Source organism: Methylobacterium sp. D54C (assembly GCF_053345595.1).
Window position 1 is genome coordinate 466,357 of record NZ_JBKFAK010000002.1, and the last position, 21,294, is coordinate 487,650.

Genomic DNA, 21,294 nt, shown 5'->3' on the forward strand with positions numbered 1-21,294 from the left:
GCCCCGATGCGGCACTTGCTTCAGGAAGCTGGCAGATATCGCTTACAGATGCAGTCCTGACTGTCACGACAATCGGGCGTGAAAAGTTCCCGATTTGTTGGGGACTACGCAGGTCGCCTCAGGCGGTGCCCGCGTGTGCGACAATTGACTCCAGCGCATCGTAAGCCGCGGGATCGCCGGCCAGGAAGCGCAGGAAGCGCGCGCCGTCCTCGGCCGCGATCGCGTTCCAGCGCGCCACGTTGGCCCGACTCATTCCGGCGGCGCGGGCCAGGGCGCCGTCGCGGATCAAGCCGGCGAGGGCGCCCGCGGCCGCGTCGGGCTCCTCCGGCCGGATCAGCAGGGCCGACGCCCCCAGGACCTCCCGGAACACCGGGTCGTCCGGCGCCACCACCGGAAGGCCGCCGTGCTGGACCTCCAGCAGCGGCAGGCCGAGGCCCTCCGCCTTGGAGGTGGAGACCAGCAGGTGGCACGACCCCGCGAGGGCGCGCAGCTCGGCGTCGGCGAGGTACCCGTGGCGGTGCAGGAACGGCGGCGGTGCGTCCAGGAAGGCGTGCTGTCCCCAGCCGACCCGGCCGACGAGGTGGAGCTCCGCCGGGATACCGGCACGGATGAGCGCCGCCGTCAGCGCGAGGGTCGCCGGATAGTTCTTGCGCGGCTCGATGGTGCCGATGGCGAGGATGCGCAGCGGCCGGCCCGGCGCGTAGGCAGCCGGTCCCGGCAGGTGCGCGAGCCCGAAGGCGTCGCGGACGGGAGGGCGTAGCAGGGCGACGCGGGCGCGCTTGGCGCAGAGCGCGCGCACGTCCGCGCCGGTGGTCCGGCTGTTGACGAAAAGGTTCGGGCACCAGCGCAGGGCCAGGGCGAAGCTGGGGCTCATGTAGAGCCGGCTGCGAAGGCTCAGATCCTCCGTCCGCGTGAGCAGGAAGGTGTCGTGGACGTAGAGCAGGCAGCGCGACGCCGCGACGGCGCAGAGCGGCCCGGGCGGGAAGCCCGGGAACAGGAACAGGGCGTCCCGATCCATCAGCGCCCGCGCCGGCAGGCCGAGCTGCTGCGCGGCGACCATGCCGGGCAGGGAGCCCGCGGTCACCGGCCGCACCGCGTGCGGGGCGAGCCGGTCCGGGGCGAACAGGTCGAGGGTGACTCGCTCGATCCCCGTCACGTGGGCGCGCAGATGGGTCTGATCGAGGTAGATCCGTCGCCGAGTCGGCGCCGCCCGCGCGCTGTCCGCATTGTCGCCGGCGACGTGGCCGGCCCTGTCGCCGCGGGCCGTCACGTCTGGCTCCGGCGCAGCGCGCCGGCGAGGTAGAGGCACCGGCGCACGAGGAGCGGCATCCGACGCCCGAAGACCATCTGCTTGGCCCGCCGCAGTCGGCGCACGAGCGGGCGCGAGACCGCCGGGACGGTGCCGGCCGCGCCCGCCCGCAGGTCCGCAGCGAAGGGGAAGTGCCCGAGCATCTCGGGGGCGAAGCGCGGGCCCGTCGGCGCGCTCGGCAGACCGTGACGCCGGAAGACCGCGTCCAGCGACAGCGCGGAGGCGGCCGGGCTGTAGCGGCTCTCCAGGGCGATGCGCGCGAAGGCGCCGAGCCGCGCGCGCGCCTCACTGTCGCCGACCAACGCCGCCAGCGACTCGGCGAGGGTGCCCGGCCGCACCGGCACGAGGCGGCCCGACACGCCGTCGATCACGGCCGAGGTCAGGCCGGAGGTGCGGTAGGCGAGCGTCGGCACCCCGCACAGACCGGCCTCGATCGGTGTCTGCCCGAGGGTCTCGTGACGGCTGGCGGTGACGTGGAGGTCGCAGGCCCCGTACCACGCGGCCAGGAGCGCCTCGTCGGCGATGAGGCCGGGCGCGTACAGGTTCGCGACGCCGAGCCGGGCCGGGTCGTCGAGCCGGCCGACCGCCACCACGCCGACGCCCGGGCCCGCCACGGCCTGGAGCGCGGCCCGGAGATCGGCGAAGCCCTTGTCGGGCCCGTCGACGATGACCGAGGAGACGAGGATCAGGACGTCGTCGGCCGGCAGACCGAGCGTGCCGCGCAGCGCCGCGCGATCGCCGGGCCGGAACACGGCGGTCGGGAAGGCCAGCCGCACGGGCTCGATCACGCTGCCGGGCGGGGCGAGTTCGCGCGCCCGCGCCAGCGTCCAGTCCGAATTGGCCAGCAGCCAGGGGGCGGAGGGTCGCGTCGGGGATCCGGGCGCGGCTCCGGCGAGCACCGCGCGCTTGCGCTCGTGCATCCCGGCGATCCGGCCGGGCGCCAGCTCCGGGTACTCGTCCGGGCCGGGGCAGGCGGCGTCGCAGCCGGAGGCGGCGCGCCCGCAGTCGCGGGGGTGGGCGCACCGACCCGTCAGGGGGAAGAGGTCGTGCAGCACGAGGCCGACCGGACCGCGCCGCGCCAGGCGGCCGACGACGTCGAGGCTGCGGGTGGCGCCGTGCAGGTTGCCGGCGAGGACGAGATCGGGGGCGGCCGCCGCGACCGCGGCCTCCGCCTGCGGGAAGTCGTCGCGCCACTCGGCGGCCTCCGGGCGTCCGCTCAGCGTCACCTCCGCGACCCGGTGGCCCGCGAGCGTCAGCGCCTCGGCGAGGCGGCGCTGGGCCACGCCCGCGCCCCCACGGGTTCCGGTCCCGGTCAGCGACACGATCGACAGGCCGGCGGCGGGCGGGGGCGGCGGCGCGTCGAGCCTGTGGAGCAGGATCGGGCGGCCGATCAGGCTCCGCCGGTCGGCGGGGATCGCCGACCAGGCGGTGGCGGCATCGAGCGTCCCGTCGGCGTCGATGATCGCGTGCGCGAGGGCGTCCCGCCGCCAGAGGATCCCGCCGTCCGCGGCCCCGGGGCCGTCGAGGCCGCGGACGGCGTCGTCGAACAGGACGCGCAGCCCCGCCACCGCGTCGGCGCCGGTGAGCGCGGCCTCCAGCGCCAGGGCGGTCAGCGCACCGGGCGCGAGCAGGTCGCCGGCGCGGAGCCAGAACAGGTGCTCCGGATCGGGAACCGACAGGATGCGCGCCGCCGCGGCGCGGCCGGCCGCCGGGTCGAGCAGGTCGTGCCGCAGTTCCGGGTAGCCCTGGCGCAGGACCGACGCGACGGTCTCGGTGAGCGCGGCACCCGCGCCGGCCACCGTGACGACGCGGATCCGCGGCCACGGACGCCCGTCGGGGAGCGACGCGGGACGGGCCGGCGCGCCGGCGCTGCGCCCGAACGGCCAGCCGGCGACGCCGTGGGCGGGCGGTGACATGTCTGCGGCGTCGGTCACGGCGGCTCTGGCGGCGGCTCGGGTCTCGTGCGGGGCGGCAGAGTGGACGGGAAGGTTGAAGATTGCCTCTCGGGGCGGGCGGCCCGTCAGGCCGCCACGCGGATCCGCGCCGGGCCGGCCTCGATCCGGCCGATCCGGGCCGCCGCCGGATAGCCCGCCGCCCGGATGCGGTCCAGGATCGCGTCGGCCCGGTCGGCCGAGCAGGTCACCAGCAGCCCGCCCGAGGTCTGCGGATCGGTCAGGAGATGGCGGCGCCACTCGGGGAAGTCGGCCGGCAGGTCAACCGCCTCGCCGAACGCCGCCCAGTTGCGGTGCGAGGCGCCGGTGACCGCGCCCGCGCGCGCCAGCGCCTCCGCCTGCGGCAGCAGGGGAAGGGCGTCGGCCTCAAGGGTGAGCGTGAGGCCGGCGCCGCGGGCGATCTCCAGGCCGTGCCCCAGGATGCCGAATCCGGTCACGTCGGTCAGGGCGTGCACGGCGGGCTCGGCGGCGAGATCGGTCCCGATCCGGTTGAGCAGCGTCGTGGTCGCGATGAAGTCGCGGTAGCCGGCCTCGTCGAGGGTCGCCCGCTTGATCGCCGCCGAGTAGACCCCGACCCCGAGGGCCTTGGTGAGCAGGACGGCGTCCCCGGCCACCGCGTCGGCGTTGCGCCGCACCGCCTCGCGGCGGCAGGTCCCGATCACCGCCAGACCGTAGATCGGCTCCGGCGCGTCGATCGAGTGGCCGCCCGCCACCGGGATGCCGGCCGCGGCGCATTGCTCCGCGCCGCCGCGCAGGATCCGCGCGACCACCTCGGGGTCGATCTTGCCGAGCGGCATCCCGAGGATCGCCAGCGCGAAGAGCGGGCGGCCGCCCATGGCGTAGACGTCCGAGATGGCGTTCGTCGCGGCGATCCGGCCGAAATCGACGGGGTCGTCCACCATCGGGGTGAAGAAGTCCGTGGTGGCGATGAGGCAGGTGCCGTCCTCCAGCTCCCACACCGCCGCGTCGTCCGCGGTCTCGTTGCCGACGAGGAGCCGCTCGAACGGGCCCGCCGCCGGCTGCTGGGCGAGGAGCTGGCGCAGGGTGGCCGGGTCGAGCTTGCAGCCGCAGCCGCCGCCGTGGGCGAGACTGGTCAGGCGGGGGGCATCGCTCATGGCCGAACTCCGTTCCGGATAACCTGGGGTCTTCGCGGGGTCTTCGCGGGGTCTTCGCGGAGTCAGTAGCGCGTCGTCACCGCGTTGAGCCAGTCCGGCGAGGCCGCGACGGCCGCGGCCTCGACCCGCTTGTCGAGGCCCGTCAGCACCAGCAGGCCGAGCACGACCATCACGGCGCCGAGCGCGGCCTTCGCGGCCCGGCCGGCCGCGGCGAGGCCGCCGCGCCAGCGCAGCAGCGCCTCGCGGGAGACGAGGCCCAGGAGCATCAGCGGGGCCGCGGCGCCGATCCCGAAGGCCAGCATGGTCAGGGCGACGCCCCCGAGATGCTCGCCCCGCGCCGCCATGAGCGAGGCCGCCCCCAGGGTCGGTCCCACGCAGGGGCTCCAGGCCGCGCCGAGCAGCAGGCCCACGGCGAACTGGCCGGGCAATCCCCCGGAGCCGACGCCGCCGAAACGGTCCTCCGCCCAGGCGCCAACCGGGCCGGCCGCCGTCGCGACCCGTGCCTGGAGCCGCGGCAGCATCAGCACGACGCCCAGGAGCACCAGGAGCACCGCGCCGGCGCGCCGGAACACGTCGCCGTCGAGCCCGACGGTGAAGCCGATCGTCGCGACGAACAGCCCGATGGCCGTGAAGGCGATGGCGAGGCCGGCCGCCAGAGCCACCGGACCCAGGCGATGCTCGGCCGCCGCCGTGCCGAGCACGATGGGGATCAGCGGCAGCACGCAGGGCGAGAGCACCGAGAGCAGGCCGGCCAGGAACGCGAACCCCACCGTTCCCAGCATGCCCCGTGCCCTCCCGCTGGCGCCTCGCCCGACGAGGCTTCGACCCTGGCGCGCGGGCCGTCAACGCGCCAGGCGGACGCGGGCCGGCGGGAACAACGCGGCCGCGCGCCGCTTTCGGCGGCAGTCCGGCGGCGTTGCCGGGCGAGGCGCCGAGGAAGGCGTCGAGGAAGGCGCCCAGGAAGGCGCTGAGGCGAGGCGGAGCGGACCGGTGACCATCTTCTTCACGGGCGACACGCATTTCGGCGATCCGCGGGCGCTGCGCTTCGACCACCGGCCCTACCCGGACCTCGAGGCCCACGATGCCGGCCTGATCGCGGCCTGGAACGCGACGGTCGCGCCCGGCGACACGGTCTGGCACCTCGGCGATTTCGCCCTCGGCCCGAGCGGTGACCGGATCCGCGCGATCCTCGCCGGACTGAACGGCGAGAAGCACCTGATCGCCGGCAACAACGACGGGCCGGACACGCTCACGGCTCCCGGCTGGGCGTCGGTCCGGCACTACGCGGAACTCGCTGTCGAGGGGCGGATGGTGGTACTCTGCCACTACGCGTTCCGTACTTGGAACGGCATGAGCCGGGGCGCGCTGAACCTCCACGGCCACAGCCACGGGAAGCTCAAGCCGATGCCGAAGCAGTACGATGTCGGCGTCGATCCGATGGGTGCGGCCCCCGTGCCACTCTCCGCAATCCTGACCTCCCGACTGCGCCGGAAGCGGTGATTCGGGGCGGAACTTTCACGTCAGCTTCACTGTTTCAGCGGACAGAGAAGGAGTGGACCTGAGCCGCTCCGAGAAGCCCGGCAGGACCGCCCGCGGATCTGCCATCACAAACCGTGTGTGAGTGTTCCCGTGAGTGCCAAGTCGGTCACTCTGACCCGCTGCCTCGCCAGCCTCCTGGCAGGCCTCGCCCTGACTTCCGCCGCGTCGGCCCTGCCGTCCTGCATCGAAGCCCAGCGCAAGGTCGACGAGGCGAACGCCCTGCGCTTCCAGGCGCGTCAGGAAGCCCGCCTGGGCAACCATGACCGCGTCTGCGACACGCTCGACGAGGTGGGCGACCGCTACGACGATGCCCGCGACGCGTTCGAGCGATGCGGAGAGGGCGTCGTGGCCATCGATCTCCGCAGCGAGCTGCGGGGTCTGCGGATCGCCAAGAAAATCAACCGCTGCGACTGACCGGGTGCGCGATCGCACCTCGGCCGTCCCGTTCCTGAAGCATCACCCCGATACGCGCGACGCTGGTCGCCGAGAAGGTTCTGCGCCGATGACCCCCGCCACGCTCTCGAACGACATCGAGCCCACCGTCACCCGCACCGGTCCGTCCTTCGCGGCCGCCCTGTGCGGTTTCGTCAGCACCACCGTCGCCACGACGATGCTGCTCATGCTGATCGGCACGTTCTGATTAGGGTGCGACCGACCAGAATCTCTGGCGGTTGAACAGCATCTCCTGGGAGCCGATCTTCGGGGTCGGCTCCGTCCTCCGGCCGCAATCGGGTTCGGCCGGTTTCGTGACCGCCGCCAGGGTCGCCGGCGCCGCCGGCACGAGGCCCAGTCGGGACTGCACTTCGGGTTGCCGTGCTGCCGCGATGGTCAGCACGCAGGCGATCAGGCCGCCGGCAACAGTTCCGAGAACGAAATTCAACATCGGGGTTGGGGTCCGGGGGCCGGTTCCTTTCGGCCGCACAGCGTCGTCGATAACCAACCCGGCGGCATCATGGCGGATGCGGCGCTCACGCGCTTTTAACTCCTGATCTGCGACAGCTACGCGCTAGCTTGCCTCAGTGGCAGGCCCGACGACGGGGCTGGACCGCCGATGAACTACGCCGCCAACGCCTACGCCAAGACCTCCCACAGCGCGCTGTCGCCCCGCGAAGCCGAATCCGCCGTGCTGCTCAAGGCGGCGCAGAAGCTGATCGGCGCCAGCCAGGGGCTCGCCAGCGGCGACGCCGGGCGCATCAACGAGGCCCTGTCGTTCAACCAGCGGGTCTGGACGCTGCTGACCTCCGAGGCGACGTCCGCGGAGAACCCGCTCCCCGCCGACGTGAAGCAGGGCGTCGGACGCCTGGGCGTGTTCGTGCTCCAGAGCTGCATCGACACGATGATCGCTCCCACGCCGGAGAAGATCGCCACGCTGGTGTCGATCAACAATCACATCGCCGCCGGCCTGCAGGGCAATCCCGGCTGAGGCCGCGTACCGGTCAGCGAGCCGCCGCGGCGTCCGGCACCTCGGCCGGCGATTCGGCGCCGGCCGCCTCCCACTCGACGAGCTTGCGGCTCAGCTTGAGCGACCGGTAATACTCGCCGGCCTCCACCGCCTGGGCGATCGCGGCGATCTGCCCGGCGGCGGCCGGCGCGAGTCCCAGCAAGTCCGTGGCCTGCCGGAAGAACAGGTCGATGCCCTGCGTCGGGTCGTCGGCGAGGTAGATGACCGTCAGGGTCAGGTGGAGACGCTTGCAGGCCGTGTCGGCCTCGCTCTCCGTGATGATCTCGCTCTCGCGCAGGAACTTGCACTGCGTCTCGATCAGGAAGGTCGAGCGACGGTCGCCGTTGCGGAGCAGCGCGCCATTGATGATCAGCCGCTCGAACGGCTTGAGTTCCAGGCGCAGGGGCATCGGGTGTTCCTTTCTAGAAGACCCGGCGATCTCATTCGCGAACCGTTAACGTTTCGCGAATGTCGGACGTCCGCGCCGCCGTTGCCGCGCGCGGCCACGGTGATAAACTCGGACAAATTCCGGCCGGGCGAGCCACGTCGAGGAGGGTCGATGACGGCGAAGAGCGATCGGCGCGCGCGGTATCCCAGCCTCGCCGGCAAGCGCGTCCTCGTGACCGGCGGTGCCTCGGGCATCGGCGAGGGGCTGGTGGAGGCCTTCGTCGGGCAGGGCGCCCGCGTCCTGTTCTGCGATATCGCGGACGACGCGGCCCGCGCCGTGGTGGCGCGCCTCGCGCCCGGCGCCGCGCACGCCCCGCTCTACCGGCGCTGCGACCTGACCGATATCGAGGCGGTCCGCGCGCTGGTGGCCGAGGCCGACACGGCCCTCGGCGGGCTCGACGTCCTGATCAACAATGCCGGCAACGACGACCGCCACGCTCTCGCGGACGTGACGCCCGCCTACTGGGACGACCGGATGGCGGTGAACCTGCGCCACCTGTTCTTCGCGGCCCAGGCGGCGGTCCCACCCATGCGACGCGCCGGCGGTGGCGTGATCCTCAATTTCGGATCGATCAGTTGGCATCTCGGGCTGACGGAGATGCCGCTCTACCAGACCGCCAAGGCGGCGATCGAGGGCATGACCCGGGCGCTCGCCCGCGACCTCGGCCGCGACAACATCCGGGTGGCGGCGATCGTGCCGGGCAACGTTCAGACGCCCCGCCAGGAGCGATGGTACTCGCCGGAGGGCGAGGCGGAGATCGTCGCCGCGCAGTGCCTGGACGGTCGGATCCAGCCGGCTGACGTCGCCGCGCTGGCCCTGTTCCTGGCCTCGGACGATGCCCGGATGTGTACGGCCCACGCGTACTTCATCGACGCGGGCTGGCGGTAGGACCGGCGCCGGGCAAAGGATCGGCCGGGCGGAGGCGTCGACGGCGCTCCGGCCCGGCCCGCTTCCCTGCCTCAGTCGCAGGTCTCCTTCTTGACGGTCTTCGAGTCGCCCATGTCGTTCTCCTTGCGCACCGTCTTGGTGACGCAGCCGTCGCCGTGGTCGTGGACGGTCACGGACTTCGACTCGGAGGCCGGGCGGTCGACGACGACGGCCGGGCGGTCGCGCTCGATCACCGTGGTCTGGGCCTGCGCGGCGGCGCCGAGGCTCAACAGGGCGGCGGTCGCGAGCAAGGTCATGCGCATGCTGAAACTCCAATACCGATTTCGGTAGCGGATAACGGCAATGCCAGCTTGGGCGTTCCGCGGCATGTCGCGTCCTGAGGCGGGCCGAACCCGTAGAGAACTTGGCTCGGCCCGCGCGCCGTTCGGCATGAGGTGCAGCCGGAGCGACGGCGCCAATGACCGCGGAAGCCGACCCGAAGCAACCCCGGCGAACTACGTGCGCGGCGCGGCCGGGTCTCAGCCGCCGGTCATCGGCGGGAAGAAGGCAATCTCGCGGGCTCCCGCGATCGGCGCGTCCGGCTTGGCGTGGGCCCGGTCGATCGCGGCGCGGACGACGCCGGCATCCTCGAAGGCGTAGGCGTATTCCTCGCCCCGGCCCCGGAGCCAACCGACGAGATCGGCGACGGTGGCGACCTCCGGCGGCGGCGCCAGCTCCTCCTCGGAGCGGCCGATCCGCTCGCGGACCCAGGCGAAATAGACGAGCTTCATCGCATCACCGTACCGGAGACAGGGCAGGGACCGCGCGTCCCGGAGACGGATCCCTCAGCGCGGATCGTCGATGACGTGCTTGATCCCGGCCCGCATGTAGTCCCACCCGGTCCAGAGCGTGAGCGCGGCGGCGAGCCACAGGAGCGTCAGGCCGATCGGCTCGGTTCCCGGGAGCACCGTCTCGCCCGCCGGACCGGCCACCAGGAAGCCGAGGGCCAGGAGCTGCACGGTGGTCTTCCACTTCGCGATCCGGCTGACCGGCACGCCGACCTTCAGCTCCGCCAGATACTCGCGCAGGCCGGAGACCAGCACCTCGCGGCACAGGATCACGATGGCCGCCCAGATATTCGAGCCGACGATGGTGTGGTCCGCCGCCAGCATCAGCAGGCACGCCGAGACCAGGAGCTTGTCGGCGATCGGATCGAGCATCCGGCCGAGCGCCGAGCTCTGGTGGTAGGTGCGGGCGACGTACCCGTCGAGGTAGTCGGTGATCGCGGCCGCGACGAACACTCCCAGCGCCGTCCACCGCGCCGTGTGGGATTCGGGCCAGAACAGCAGCGCGACCATCACCGGCACGGCAACGAGGCGCCCGTAGGTCAGGCAATTCGCGAGCGTCCAGGCCGGCGACCGTCGTCGGGGAAGGACGGCGTTCATCGGAGGGGTGAAATCAGAGCGGGGCCCGGGCGTCAACGCCTCAGATTCCGCCGCGGCCATCGCGGCCGGGTTCTCAGGCGCCGGCATGAAAGAAGTCGTAGACCGCCCGCGCGGTGGCGGCGTTCACGCCCGGGGTCTTGGCCAGATCCTCGAAGGCGGCGCGCTCGATCGCCTTCACGGTCCCGAAGTGGTGCAGCAGCGCGCGCTTGCGGCTCGGACCGATCCCGGCGATCTCGTCCAACGGATTCTTCACCATCTCACGCTTCCGCTTGGCCCGATGGCTGCCGATGGCGAAGCGGTGCGCCTCGTCGCGGAGCCGCTGCACGAAGTAGAGCGTCGGGTCGCGCGGCGGAAGCTTGAAGGGTGGCCGGCCGGGCACGAAAAATGTCTCCCGGCCCGCATCCCGGTCGCGGCCCTTGGCGACGCCGACGAGCGGCACGCCCGCCACGCCGACCTCCTCCAGCGCCGCCCGCGCGGCGTCGAGCTGGCCCTTGCCGCCGTCGATCAGCACGAGGTCCGGCCAAGCCGGGAACGCCTCGCTCTCCTCCGCCGGGGCCGGCACCGGCTCCGGCACGCCGCCCTCGGCGGCGGCCACGGCCGCCTCGCGCTCCGTGCGCGGCGCCTCCTTCACGAGCCGCTTGAAGCGCCGCTGCAGCACCTCGCGCATCATGCCGTAATCGTCCCCGGGGGTCAGGTCCTCGGACTTGATGTTGAACGTGCGGTAATGCGCCTTCATGAAGCCCGTCGGGCCGGCGACGATCATGCCGCCGACCGCGTTCGTGCCCATGATGTGCGAGTTGTCGTAGACCTCGATCCGGCGGGGCGCGCCGTCGAGCCCGAAGGCCTGGCCGAGGGCGGCGAGGAGCTTGCCCTGCGAGGCCGTGTCGGCGAGGCGCCGCGCCAGCGCCTCCTTGGCGTTGCGCTGGGCGTAGTCGACGAGGTTCTTCCGCTCGCCCCGGCTCGGCCGGTGGATCTCGACGCGGTACTCCACCCGGCTCGACAGGGCCGCCGCGACCAGCTCCGCGTCCTCGATCGCGTGGCTCGTCAGCACGGTCCGGGGGGCGGGCTTGTCGTCGTAGAACTGGCCGATGAACGAGCCCAGCACCTCGTCGGGCGTCATCGTCCGGTCGGCCTTCGGGAAATAGGCGCGGTTGCCCCAGTTCTGGAAGTTCCGGAAGAAGAACACCTCGATGCAGAACTGGCCGGCCTGCTCGTCCAGCGCGAACACGTCCGCCTCCTCGACGCCCTGGGTGTTGACCCCCTGCACGCCCTGGATCGCCGACAGGGCGGCGATGCGGTCGCGGAACCGGGCGGCGCGCTCGAACTCCATCGCCTCGGACGCCTCCTGCATCTCGGCGCGCATCCGGTCCTTCACGGCGTTCGACTTGCCGGCGAGGAACGCCCGGGCGGAATCCGCCATGGCCGCGTAGTCGTCCGCGGCGATCTCACCCGTGCAGGGGCCGGAGCAGCGCTTGATCTGGTAGAGCAGGCAGGGCCGGGTGCGGTTCTCGTAGTAGCTGTCGGTGCAGGTGCGCAGCAGGAAGGCGCGCTGCAGGGCGTTCACCGTCCGGTTCACCGCCCACACGCTGGCGAACGGGCCGTAATAATTGCCCTTCCGGCGCCGGGCGCCCCGGTGCTTGACGATCTGCGGGGCGGGGCCGTCGTCGGTGACCAGGATGTAGGGGAACGACTTGTCGTCCCGCATCAGCACGTTGAAGCGCGGCTTCAGCTGCTTGATCAGGTTGGCCTCGAGGAGGAGCGCCTCGGTCTCGGTCGCCGTGGTGACGAACTCCATCGCCGCCGTCTGCGAGATCATCCGGGCGATGCGGTTCGAGTGCGCCTGGCCCCGCGCGTAGGAGCCGACCCGCGCCTTCAGGTTCTTGGCCTTGCCGACGTAGAGGACGTCGCCGCGATGGTCGAACATCCGGTAGACGCCGGGCGAGGACGGCAGGGTCGACCAGAACCTGCGGATCACCTCGGTTCCGGCCTGGACGGCGCCCGGCTCGAAGTCGAAATCGATCTCCGGCGCCTCCGTGTCGGGGAGGCCGGCTTCCGGCTCGTCGGCGGCCTCGTCCCGCTCGGCGTCGCGGCCGTCGTCGAAGGTGTCGGGGGGCAGGTCTGAGAGGGCTCTGCGGCTCATACCGCAGATCTAAGCGTTCCGGACCGCCAGGGGGACCGGGGCGGCGACAAAAATCGCGCGCCCGGTCGGCTCGATCAGTCGAACAGCGAGTCGATGTCGCTCTGGTCGACGTGGCCGATGTCGTGGTCGAGCTTGGGCCCGTTGAGCAGCGAGCTCTCGTCGTCCAGGGAGGTCGGCACCGGCATGACGGTGATGAGCTCCTTGAAGCTGTCGAGTTCCGACCACGTGGCGATGAGCCGGTCGAGATGCTCCTCGATGAACTTCATCACGCTGACGATCTTGGTGATCCGCTGGCCGGTCAGGTCCTGGAAGTTGCAGGCCTCGTAGGCGGTGATCACGCGCTCGAGGATCACGTCGACGTGCTGCTTCGTGCCGGGCGGCAGCGTCGCGGCGTTGAGCATGCCGGCGTGGCTCTCGATCTCCTCGATCGCGCCGAGGAGCTGCGTGGTGGCGCGCTCCGTCGAGTCGACCACCGCGTCGAGCTCGTCGGCCGCCCGGCGCATGCCCTTGCCGGTGTTCTCGGTCCGGTGCAGCGTCGCCAGCTCCGACTTGGTGCGGGTGATCGCCTCCTTCATCACGTCGAGCTCGGTGCGCATCGCCAGCGCCTCGTGCAGCTCGCGGCGGCACGACTCGATGGTCTCGCTCGCGCTCATCTGCGTGACGCGGCGCAAGTCCTGGATGGCGTTGAAGATCTCCTCCAGGCGCTCGCTCGAGGCGGACGCCCCGGGTCCGGGAGGGGGAGCCGCGGGAAGCCCGAGACTGTCTTCGATGCGATAGCGCTTCTGGGTCATCGTCCGGGCGTGAGCGTTCGGGTTCCGTCGCCGCGACTGTCTACCATAACGGTTAGCGGACTGTGACTGCCGAGCTTCTTGCCGCCGGCCCCCTGCGCCTGTGGGCCCAGGGCCCCGGCGGGGCTTAACCGCCGATTCACGCTGGTCGCGACGGGCCGGGGACGGGCCGGGCCGCCCCGGTGATTCACCACGTTCGTTCACCGGATTCGGTAAAATTCGACGGGATCGTTCGCGGGCCGGGAGCACGGGCACCGGCTCGGGAGCATGCGACGATGCGGCGTTCAGTCCGTCTGGGAATGGGGGTGGCCGCGGCCGCGTTCGTGCTGTGCGGCCCCGCCCGGGCGCAGCAGGCGCGCTACGCCGAGGGCGGCTACGGCGGCGGCCTGATCGAGTATCTCGTCACCGGCAGCGCCGGCGGCGCGCCCGGGCGCGGCTGGCCGCAGCGCGCGGCGCCGCAGCAGCGCGTCGCGGCCTATTCCGGCGAGCTGGTGCCGGTCGAGCCGGAGCCGGCGCAAGGTTACGGGCAGGCGTACGGGCAGGCTTACGGCCAACCCTATGGCCAGGTTTCCGGCGCCCCTCAGCCCTACGGTGCGCCCCAGGGAGATCCGGGCCGGATCAGCCGCGCGGTCTCGCCGGAGTACCAGCGCCAGGAAGTGGCCTTCACGGGGCGGCAGAAGCCCGGAACGATCGTGATCGACACCGCCGGAAAGCATCTCTACCTGGTGCAGGCCGGGCAGCGCGCCCTGCGCTACGGGATCGGCGTCGGCCGCCCCGGTTTCGCCTGGAGCGGGCTGAAGACGGTCAGCCGCAAGGCGGAGTGGCCGGACTGGACGCCGCCGGCCGAGATGCTGGCCCGCCGTCCCGACCTGCCGCGCCACATGGCCGGCGGCCCGGAGAACCCGCTGGGCGCCCGCGCCCTCTACCTGGGTTCGTCGCTCTACCGGATCCACGGGACGAACGAGCCGAACACGATCGGGCAGTCGGTCTCGTCGGGGTGCATCCGCATGATGAACGACGACGTCATCGATCTCTACGAGCGCGTGCCGGTGGGGACGCGGGTCGAGGTCCTCTGAGCGGCCGACGCGGCCCGGTCGCGGATCGGACCTTCCGGATACGAGAAAGGCCCGGCCGCGCCTGACGCGACCGGGCCTTCCGCTGCGTCTCAGGGACGATCAGGTCCAGTCGCTGTCGTCGCCGCCGCCGAGGTCGCCGCCGAAATCGCCGCCCGGATCGCTGTAGCCGGCGTCCTGGAAGCTGCCCATGTCGCCGCCGCTGTTGTCGAGGGCCGAGCCGAGATCCTGGTTGCCGCCGTCGCCGTAGTAGTTGTTGACGACGGTCTCGCCCCCGCCGCCGAGACCGGCGGCCGCGGCGCTGCCGAGGCTCGAATGGCCGCCCGCGAAGGCGTTCGACAGGGCGCTGCCGAGGAGCATGCCGCCCGCCGCGCCGGCCGCCATCGGCAGGGCCGTCGCCATGAAGCCGCCGCCGCGCGCGGGCGCTTGGGGCTGGCCGCCCCACGGGCCGCCCTGCTGCTGCGGGTAGCCGCCCTGCTGCGGGTAGCCCTGCTGCGGGTAACCCTGCGGCGGGCCGCCCTGGTTGCCCCAGGGCTGGCCGCCCGGACGCGGCTGCCCGTAGCCGGGCTGGGGCTCCTGGCGCTGCTGGCTGCCGCCGCCGAAGATGCTCGACAGGAAGCCGCCGCCCCCGGAGGACTGGGCCGGCGCCGCCTGGCTGCGGGCCTGCTCCAGCTGCTGGTTGAGGCTCTTGATCGCCTCTTCCTGCACGTAGATCAGCTGCGCCATCGCGTAGGGCGCGTAGGGCTGCGCGCGGAGCTTGTCGGCGATGAACCGCTCCGCCTCAGCGTCGCGGGGCTGGGTCTGCGCCTGCTCCAGCCGCTGGAAGATTCCCGAAATGACGTCGCGTTCTTCGCTGTTCATGGAGTCGTCCTCCTCGAATCTCACCCGCGGGCCCGAACGCGCCGCATGGCAGCTAGGACATGGGTGCGCGGCGACGCTTTGTCAGGGGGATTGCGAAAACTTCATCCGCCTATCCGGAAACGCGAGAAGCCCGACCTGCCGGCCGGGCTTCCTGCATGCCGAGTGGGGGGCGCGGCCGCGGCCGCGCCGACGCGATCCTAGAACGTGCCGAACTTGTAGTTCAGGCCGGCGCGGACGACGGCGAACTGGTCGTCGCGGCGCCCGACGCCGCTGTAGACGACCGGGAAGTTGTTGGCGGCGTTGATGACGAACGCGCCCTGGTTGCGGGTGCCGCGGTCGAGGTTGACGTACAGGCCTTCGACCTTGAGCGTCACGGCCGAGGAGCGGAAGAAGTTCAGGAACGAGTCGGTGGGCAGGGCGTACTCGATGCCGCCGCCGGCGGCCCAGCCGGTGCGGAAGCTGTCGTTGCCGGCGAAGCCGCCGAAGGAGCGGTCGGCGCTGCCCGAGCCGTAGGCGAAGCCGCCGGTGCCGTACACGAGGGTCCGGTCGAAGGCGTAGCCGAGGCGGCCGCGGACGGTGCCGAAGAAGTCGAGGCTGGAGAGGCCGCGCGGGTCGGTGACGTAGTAGCCGGGGGCCAGCGCGCCGGAGATGAAGGCGCTGTTCCGGCTGCGGCCGAAGTCGAGGTACTGGGCGTCGGCCTCGAAGCCGATCACGACACCGGAGCCCGGGGTGAACTGGTAGTTGTAGCCGATCTGGCCACCGCCGGAGAAGCCGTCCTGGCTGCGGTTGCGGAAGGAGGCGACGGTGCCGGGGGCAGCGTAGGGGAAGGGGACGGCGAAGGTGTTGCCGGTGTTGCGGTCGCTGGCGTCGAAGGCGTAGCCGGCGTTGATACCGAAGTAGGCGCCGGTCCAAGTGAAGACCGGGACGGGGGTGAACACCGGCGGCGGGGCGGCGCGGCGCGGCAGGTCGGCGGCGAAGGCCGAACCCGCGAAGGCAACGCCCGCGAGGGCCGTGGTCACACGGAGCATGGATTTCATGATCTGGTCCTCACTGGTGGTCCGCGCCGTCCTAAGCGGGGACGGTTGCGGAACCGGATCTGGCTGCGTTCCAGCGGTTCCAGGGTTGCTTTGCGCTCCGCGGTGTCGCCGACCGCTCTCGCGGCCCCTTGTGGCAACCCGCCGTTTTCCCCGGCACCTTGACCCCTAAACGCGGTCGAATGGCCAAGGTTCATTTACGGCTACGCTTTTTTTCGGGCCGAGGATCGACAAAGTGTCGCAGCCCCTTTCCGAGGCCGCACTGGCTCGTCAGGGCACCAGCGTGATCGCGGAGATCAGGCGGCCGTAATCCGCCTCGCCGCGATGCGTGGTCCGCCGGTAGCTGTAGAACCGCTCCGGATCGGCGTAAGTGCAGAGATTGAGTGCGGTGGCCTCGCCGATCTCGGCCTCGCCGAGCCGGGCCAGGATGAAGCCCGGAAGATCGAACTGGGCGTGCCCCGGCCGCGTGCCGGGGCCGAGGAAGCGCTCCATGCCGGGGGCATCGCTCCCGAAGCGCGCGACGAAGTCCGGACCGACCTCGTAGGAGGCCTGACCGATCGTCGGTCCCAGGACGGCGACGATGCGGCTGCGCCGCGCCCCGAGCGCCTCCATCGCCGACACGGTCGCGCCGATCACGCCGGTGAGCGCACCCTTCCAGCCGGCATGGGCGGCGCCGACGACGCCGTTCTCGGGATCCGCGAACAGGATCGGCCCGCAATCCGCGGTGGCGATGCCGAGCGCCAGGCCCGGAACCCGCGTCACCATGGCGTCGGCCTTCGGCCGCTCCGCCGCGAAGGGGGCCTCGACCGTGACCACGTCGGCCGAGTGGACCTGATACAGGCTCACGAGCCGGTCCCGCGCCAGGCCGAGCTGCGCGCACATCCGCGCCCGGTTCTCGGCGACGCGCCCCGGCGCGTCCTGGGAGCCGAGGCCGCCGTTGAGCGACGCGTACAGGCCCTCGGAGACCCCGCCGACGCGGGTGAAGAAGGCGTGGCGCACGCCCGCATGGGCGGAGAGTTCCGGCGCCTCGATGAACATGCCTGCGGTCACGGTCGGCCTCGCGCTTGCCCCTGTCGCGCCCCGATAGCGCAAGGGCGGACCCTTGACGATGTCGTTCAACCGTCAGATTCTTGCTGCATTGCAGTACGGAGCCGATCCGGCCCCGCCTTGAGAAGGATCGCGATGTCACGAGGGATCGAGACCGACGCCCTGCCCGAGACGCCCGAGGCCGAAGAGCCCCGGATTCCGAGCGCGCCTGCCCACCCCGTCACGGGAGAGCCCGCCGCCTTCGACCCGACCGACCTCAACCCGCCCGCGCCGCCGACTCCGCGGCCCGCCAGCCAGACCGATTCCGGCTTCGGCTCCTTCGGCTGAGAGTAGCCGGCCCGTACGGGGCCGCGCATCGTCCCGGCGGCTCAGAGCCCCGGAAATCCCGGGAGCGGCCCGACGGACGGGCCGCTCACCGCCAGCACCTTGAACAGGCTTCCCATCCCGCCCCGGGCCGGATCGGTCAGGCGCGCGGCCGCCGCGTCGATCGCGGTGGCCTGCGCGGGGCTCGCCCGTGCCTTCAGACGCTCGGCACGGGCCCCGAGTCCGAGGGCGGCCAGGAATTCGCCCTGGTCGACGGGGCCGTGGATCGCGGCGCCCTCGGCCCGCGCCGCCTGGGCGAGGGCGGCGAAATCGACGTGATGCGTCAGGTCCGCCTCGCCGGGCTCCGCCAGCGGGTCGGCGAAGCGATGTCCCGCCAGCGCCTGGAGGGTGTCGCCGAAGCCCGGACGCACATGGCCGTAATCGATGGCCAGCAGGGCGCCGCCTTCGGAACACAGCCGCCGCGCCAGCGCGCGGATCAGCGCGAGCCCGGCCGCCGGCACGCTCATCAGCGCGCCGTCCGGGCCGTCCGCCGCGAGGCCCGGGACCGGCTCCGGCGACAGGCCGAAAGCGAGGCCGCCCGCCGGATCGAGACCGACCTGCCGCTCGTGCCAGCCCGACGGCCGGCGCTCGAACTGGCGCACCGGCAGGCAGTCGAAGAACTCGTTGGCCAGGATGATCGCCGGCCCCTCGGGCAGCGTCTCGACGCTGTCGTGCCACGCGGCACCGGTCCCGGCGAGGGCGCGCGCCTGCGCGGCCCGCAGCACCGGGCTCGTCTCGACGAGGTGCGGTGCCACGCGCACGCCCGGGAGCGCTGCCCGCAACGCGCGCAGCGCGTCCGCCATCAGCGTGCCGCGGCCGGGCCCCAGCTCCACCAGGAGGAGCGGATCCGGCGACCCGATCGGGCCGCGGACGTAGGCTGTCCAGGCACCGAGCAGTTCGCCGAACATCTGGCTGATCTCGGGCGCGGTGGTGAAGTCGCCCTGGGCGCCCAGGGGATCGCGGGTGCGGTAGTAGCCGTGGACCGGGTGGCCGAGGCAGAGGGCCATGTAGCGGTCGACGCCGATCGGCCCGTTCTGCCGGATCAGCCCCGCGATCTCGGTTCCGAGGGGGGTCACGCCTCGACGGCCGCCTTGCGGGCGGCCTCGGCGGCCGGCGCTTCCACCGGATGGCGGGGCCGTGTCCGGCCGGTCGCGGCCAGCACGATGTAGGTCAGGCCGACGATCATCATCGGCACGCACAGCAGCATGCCCATGGTCACGCCGCCGCCCATCGGACCGAGATGGTCGCCGAACAGGAAGCCGAGCTGGCGATCCGGCTCGCGGAAGAACTCGCAGACGGTCCGGGCCAGCGCGTAGCCGAGGACGAAGATGCCGCCGAGGAGCCCGGGCTTGCGGAAGCCGAACCGGCGGACGCTGACCGCCATCACGATGAACAGCAGCAGGCCCTCGGTGGCGGCCTCGTAGAGCTGGCTCGGGTGGCGCGGCAGCGGGCCGCCGCTCGGGAACACGATCGCGTAGGGGAAGTCCGGCGCCACGCGGCCCCAGAGCTCGCCGTTCACGAAATTGGCGATCCGGCCGAAGAACAGGCCGATCGGCACCACCACGGCGCCGATATCGAGGAGCGTGTAGGCGTTCAGACCCTTGCCGCGGGCGAACAGCACGAAGGCCAGGATGGCCCCGATGAAGCCGCCGTGGAACGACATGCCGCCGTTGCGGATCGCCAGGATCTCCCACGGATCGGCGATGTACATCGGCAGATTGTAGAACAGCACGTAGCCGATCCGCCCGCCGAGCACGACGCCGAGCGCCACCCAGACGACGAGATCGTCGATGTCGACGACCTGCGGGCGCTTCACCACGCCCCAGAGGCTGTCGGCCATGACGAGGCGGCGCGCGTAATACCAGCCGCCGATCAGGCCGGCGATGTAGGCGAGCGCGTACCATTTGATCGTGATCGGCCCGATCGCGATCGCCACCGGATCGATGGCCGGAAAGGGCAGGGCGAGGAGCGGCATCTAACTCACCTCCGGGGCGGCCGGATTGGACGCCGGAGGGGCGACGCGTCAAGCCCGGGCGCACGCTCCCGGAACGGAGGCCTCAGCCGCGCACGAACAAGAAGCCGTGTCCGTCCGGGCCGGCGCAGTAGGCCGCCGTGCCGTCGGCGGAGGTCCGCGGCGTTCGCCCGCTCTCGCGCAGGCGCCGCGACAGGGCCCGCGGATCCGCTGCGGTGAACACGTAGCGGGTGGCGGCCCGGTCGGCGGGCTCGACGACGAGCCGCCGCTCGGTCGCGGGCGTGCGGTAATGCAGGAGCTCCACGTGCGGCGCGGGGTCCGGCGGCGCCAGGGCGATCACGTCGACCTGCGGATCGTCGACGCCGTCGAGGCGCGCCTGCTCCGGCCCGCGGTTCAGGCCGCGCTCCGTCACCGCCAGCCCGAGGGGTCCGGTCAGGAAGGCCAGGGTGGCGTCGAGGTCGGTGACGGTGATCGCCGAGTGATCGATCCCCAGGAACAGGCCCGGCGCGTCGCGCCAGCGGGCGGCCGCGGGGCCGTCGGGGAAGAAGATCAGCTCCAGGGGATGCCCGTCCGGGTCGCGGAACTTGTAGGCGGTCACGCCCCCCGTGGAGGCCGGCAGGCGCTGCGGCCCGCCGCGGCTGATCGGCGTCGGGGCGAGCCGTGCCAGCCGCGCGGCCGCGGCTTCCATGTCGCGGACCGGGATCGCGAGGTGCTGGAAGAACGGGTCGGTCGCCGCGGGATCGGTTGGGTAGGGCGCGCCGGGCGGATCGACCGCCAGGAAGGTCACGGTCTGCCCGCCGAGGCGCATGCGCAGCTGGGTGGCGCGCCGGTCCGCGAGCCCCATCGCCTCCGCCTGCGCGGCGGGAACCGGCTCCGGCGGGGCGGCCCGCGCGAAGCCGAGCCCGTCCCGGTAGAAGGCCTCCGTGACGGCGAGGTCCGCGACCGTGCGGCCGAACCCCGCGAGGGCCCGCACGCCGCCCTCGGGAGCGGTGCCACTCACAGGAGCGGTGCTCCCCGCACGTTCACGTAGATCGCGTAGAGCGCCTGCGAGGCGCACAGGAACAGGCGGCTGTCGTTGCGTCCGCCGAAGGTGAGGTTGGCGACCGTCGCGGGCACGAAAATCTTGCCGACCAGCTCGCCGCCGGGGTCGATGCAGTGGACCCCGTCCCCGGCGCTCGACCAGACATTGCCGTGCTCGTCGCACCGGATGCCGTCGGCGTTGCCCGGCGCGATCCGGCAGAACACGTCGCCGCCCGACAGGCCGCCGTCCTCGGCCACGTCGAAGACGCGCACGTGCTGGAGCGGGTCGGTGTCGAACTGCAGCCCGGTCTCGACGATGTAGAGCCTGCGCTCGTCGGGCGAGAAGCAGAGCCCGTTCGGCCCCTGGAAATCTTCGGCCACCACCCGCAGCGAGCCGTCGCGCGGATCGAAGCGGTAGACGGCGGCGGGCAGCTCGGATTCCTGCTTGCCGCCCTCGTAGTCGGTCTGGATGCCGTAGGGCGGGTCCGAGAACCAGATCGTCCCGTCCGACTTGCAGACGATGTCGTTGGGCGAGTTCAGGCGTCGCCCCCGGTAGCGCTCGACCAGGCCGGTGACCCGCCCGTCGAGCTCGGTCCGATGGATGCGCCGGCCGCGGTGCGAGCAGGACAGCATCCGCCCCTGGCGGTCGCGGGCGTGGCCGTTCTCGAAATCGCTCGCCTCGCGGTAGACGCTCAGGCCGGCGGATTCCGACCAGCGCATCACTCGGTTGTTGGGGAGATCCGAGAACAGGAGCTCGTCGCGGTCGCCGAACCAGACCGGGCCCTCGGTCCAGCGGAACCCGTCCGCGAGCTTCTGCAGCGGCGCGTTCGGCAGGATGTAGGCCTTGAAGCGCGGCTGCGTGAGTTCGAAGCCGTCCATG

The 21,294-nt window shown here is 72.4% G+C and carries 25 protein-coding genes; 7 read left to right on the top strand and 18 right to left on the bottom strand.

What is annotated here, in order from left to right; all coding sequences use genetic code 11:
• Nucleotides 1-118 precede the first annotated feature (118 nt).
• The 4 genes from ACLBYB_RS07595 to ACLBYB_RS07610 form a co-directional block, all read right to left on the bottom strand.
• A complete protein-coding gene (locus ACLBYB_RS07595) occupies nt 119-1,270 on the bottom strand; it encodes a glycosyltransferase (RefSeq protein WP_447698403.1) in 1,152 nt (383 codons plus the stop codon).
• Nucleotides 1,267-3,243: a glycosyltransferase gene (locus ACLBYB_RS07600; RefSeq protein ID WP_447698404.1), complete on the bottom strand. Its 1,977-nt coding sequence runs from the start codon at nt 3,241-3,243 to the stop codon at nt 1,267-1,269. The genes ACLBYB_RS07595 and ACLBYB_RS07600 overlap by 4 nt, the downstream gene beginning before the upstream one ends.
• An 86-nt stretch (nt 3,244-3,329) precedes the next feature.
• Nucleotides 3,330-4,376 (bottom strand): selenide, water dikinase SelD, encoded by a 1,047-nt coding sequence (gene selD / locus ACLBYB_RS07605; RefSeq protein WP_447698405.1) that lies wholly within the window; start codon nt 4,374-4,376, stop codon nt 3,330-3,332.
• A gap of 62 nt (nt 4,377-4,438) precedes the next feature.
• Complete coding sequence (locus ACLBYB_RS07610) at nt 4,439-5,158, bottom strand: cytochrome c biogenesis CcdA family protein (RefSeq protein WP_447680932.1); 720 nt, start codon at nt 5,156-5,158, stop codon at nt 4,439-4,441.
• Nucleotides 5,159-5,366: 208 nt separating this feature from the next.
• On the opposite strand from ACLBYB_RS07610, the gene ACLBYB_RS07615 reads away from it, so the two are divergent.
• The 3 genes from ACLBYB_RS07615 to ACLBYB_RS07625 all read left to right on the top strand — a co-directional run bounded on the left by ACLBYB_RS07615 (nt 5,367) and on the right by ACLBYB_RS07625 (nt 6,555).
• A complete protein-coding gene (locus tag ACLBYB_RS07615; protein WP_056531711.1) occupies nt 5,367-5,876 on the top strand; it encodes a hypothetical protein in 510 nt (169 codons plus the stop codon).
• A gap of 129 nt (nt 5,877-6,005) precedes the next feature.
• Nucleotides 6,006-6,329: a hypothetical protein gene (locus ACLBYB_RS07620; protein ID WP_012322287.1), complete on the top strand. Its 324-nt coding sequence runs from the start codon at nt 6,006-6,008 to the stop codon at nt 6,327-6,329.
• Between the two features lie 88 nt (nt 6,330-6,417).
• A complete protein-coding gene (locus ACLBYB_RS07625) occupies nt 6,418-6,555 on the top strand; it encodes a hypothetical protein (RefSeq protein ID WP_020090654.1) in 138 nt (45 codons plus the stop codon).
• On the opposite strand, the gene ACLBYB_RS07630 is transcribed toward ACLBYB_RS07625, so the two are convergent.
• On the bottom strand, nt 6,556-6,798 hold the full coding sequence (locus tag ACLBYB_RS07630; protein ID WP_056531713.1) for a hypothetical protein: 243 nt from the start codon (nt 6,796-6,798) through the stop codon (nt 6,556-6,558).
• Between the two features lie 168 nt (nt 6,799-6,966).
• Here ACLBYB_RS07630 and flaF point away from each other — a divergent pair, with 168 nt between their 5' ends.
• Complete coding sequence (gene flaF / locus ACLBYB_RS07635) at nt 6,967-7,338, top strand: flagellar biosynthesis regulator FlaF (protein WP_020090652.1); 372 nt, start codon at nt 6,967-6,969, stop codon at nt 7,336-7,338.
• 13 nt (nt 7,339-7,351) lie between these two features.
• On the opposite strand, the gene ACLBYB_RS07640 is transcribed toward flaF, so the two are convergent.
• Entirely contained in the window at nt 7,352-7,765 is a 414-nt protein-coding gene (locus ACLBYB_RS07640; RefSeq protein WP_056531717.1) for a flagellar biosynthesis repressor FlbT, read from the bottom strand.
• A 150-nt stretch (nt 7,766-7,915) separates the two neighbouring features.
• On the opposite strand from ACLBYB_RS07640, the gene ACLBYB_RS07645 reads away from it, so the two are divergent.
• Entirely contained in the window at nt 7,916-8,692 is a 777-nt protein-coding gene (locus tag ACLBYB_RS07645) for an SDR family NAD(P)-dependent oxidoreductase (protein ID WP_447698406.1), read from the top strand.
• Between the two features lie 71 nt (nt 8,693-8,763).
• Here the strand turns inward: ACLBYB_RS07645 and ACLBYB_RS07650 are convergent, their stop codons facing one another.
• From ACLBYB_RS07650 to ACLBYB_RS07670, 5 genes are all read right to left on the bottom strand, one after another.
• Nucleotides 8,764-8,994: a hypothetical protein gene (locus tag ACLBYB_RS07650; protein WP_020090649.1), complete on the bottom strand. Its 231-nt coding sequence runs from the start codon at nt 8,992-8,994 to the stop codon at nt 8,764-8,766.
• 216 nt (nt 8,995-9,210) lie between these two features.
• Complete coding sequence (moaD, locus tag ACLBYB_RS07655) at nt 9,211-9,462, bottom strand: molybdopterin converting factor subunit 1 (protein WP_020090648.1); 252 nt, start codon at nt 9,460-9,462, stop codon at nt 9,211-9,213.
• A 54-nt stretch (nt 9,463-9,516) separates the two neighbouring features.
• Nucleotides 9,517-10,116: a CDP-diacylglycerol--glycerol-3-phosphate 3-phosphatidyltransferase gene (gene pgsA, locus ACLBYB_RS07660; protein ID WP_020090647.1), complete on the bottom strand. Its 600-nt coding sequence runs from the start codon at nt 10,114-10,116 to the stop codon at nt 9,517-9,519.
• Between the two features lie 73 nt (nt 10,117-10,189).
• Nucleotides 10,190-12,256 (bottom strand): excinuclease ABC subunit UvrC, encoded by a 2,067-nt coding sequence (gene uvrC / locus ACLBYB_RS07665; protein ID WP_100250674.1) that lies wholly within the window; start codon nt 12,254-12,256, stop codon nt 10,190-10,192.
• 74 nt (nt 12,257-12,330) lie between these two features.
• Nucleotides 12,331-13,047 carry a protein phosphatase CheZ gene (locus tag ACLBYB_RS07670; protein WP_020090645.1) on the bottom strand — a complete coding sequence of 239 codons (717 nt, stop codon included), beginning with the start codon at nt 13,045-13,047 and terminating at the stop codon, nt 12,331-12,333.
• A gap of 272 nt (nt 13,048-13,319) precedes the next feature.
• Between ACLBYB_RS07670 and ACLBYB_RS07675 the strand changes: the two genes are divergently transcribed.
• Nucleotides 13,320-14,120 carry a L,D-transpeptidase gene (locus ACLBYB_RS07675; RefSeq protein WP_447698407.1) on the top strand — a complete coding sequence of 267 codons (801 nt, stop codon included), beginning with the start codon at nt 13,320-13,322 and terminating at the stop codon, nt 14,118-14,120.
• A 99-nt stretch (nt 14,121-14,219) separates the two neighbouring features.
• Here the strand turns inward: ACLBYB_RS07675 and ACLBYB_RS07680 are convergent, their stop codons facing one another.
• The 3 genes from ACLBYB_RS07680 to pgeF form a co-directional block, all read right to left on the bottom strand.
• Nucleotides 14,220-14,978 (bottom strand): DUF2076 domain-containing protein, encoded by a 759-nt coding sequence (locus ACLBYB_RS07680; protein WP_091977749.1) that lies wholly within the window; start codon nt 14,976-14,978, stop codon nt 14,220-14,222.
• 197 nt (nt 14,979-15,175) lie between these two features.
• Nucleotides 15,176-16,015, bottom strand: coding sequence for an outer membrane protein (locus ACLBYB_RS07685; protein WP_447698408.1), 840 nt, complete (start codon nt 16,013-16,015; stop codon nt 15,176-15,178).
• 267 nt (nt 16,016-16,282) lie between these two features.
• Entirely contained in the window at nt 16,283-17,050 is a 768-nt protein-coding gene (pgeF, locus tag ACLBYB_RS07690; RefSeq protein WP_447698565.1) for a peptidoglycan editing factor PgeF, read from the bottom strand.
• A 144-nt stretch (nt 17,051-17,194) separates the two neighbouring features.
• On the opposite strand from pgeF, the gene ACLBYB_RS07695 reads away from it, so the two are divergent.
• A complete protein-coding gene (locus ACLBYB_RS07695) occupies nt 17,195-17,386 on the top strand; it encodes a hypothetical protein (protein WP_012322302.1) in 192 nt (63 codons plus the stop codon).
• Between the two features lie 41 nt (nt 17,387-17,427).
• Here the strand turns inward: ACLBYB_RS07695 and ACLBYB_RS07700 are convergent, their stop codons facing one another.
• The 4 genes from ACLBYB_RS07700 to ACLBYB_RS07715 form a co-directional block, all read right to left on the bottom strand.
• The gene (locus tag ACLBYB_RS07700; RefSeq protein ID WP_447698409.1) at nt 17,428-18,498 is read right to left on the bottom strand and encodes a class I SAM-dependent methyltransferase; all 1,071 of its coding nucleotides are present in this window, start codon (nt 18,496-18,498) and stop codon (nt 17,428-17,430) included.
• Nucleotides 18,495-19,397, bottom strand: a complete 903-nt coding sequence (lgt, locus tag ACLBYB_RS07705) for a prolipoprotein diacylglyceryl transferase (protein WP_056531735.1) — start codon at nt 19,395-19,397, stop codon at nt 18,495-18,497. The genes ACLBYB_RS07700 and lgt overlap by 4 nt, the downstream gene beginning before the upstream one ends.
• 82 nt (nt 19,398-19,479) lie before the next feature.
• Nucleotides 19,480-20,394, bottom strand: coding sequence for a VOC family protein (locus ACLBYB_RS07710; RefSeq protein ID WP_447680937.1), 915 nt, complete (start codon nt 20,392-20,394; stop codon nt 19,480-19,482).
• Entirely contained in the window at nt 20,391-21,293 is a 903-nt protein-coding gene (locus ACLBYB_RS07715; protein WP_447698410.1) for an SMP-30/gluconolactonase/LRE family protein, read from the bottom strand. The genes ACLBYB_RS07710 and ACLBYB_RS07715 overlap by 4 nt, the downstream gene beginning before the upstream one ends.
• Nucleotide 21,294 lies beyond the last annotated feature (1 nt).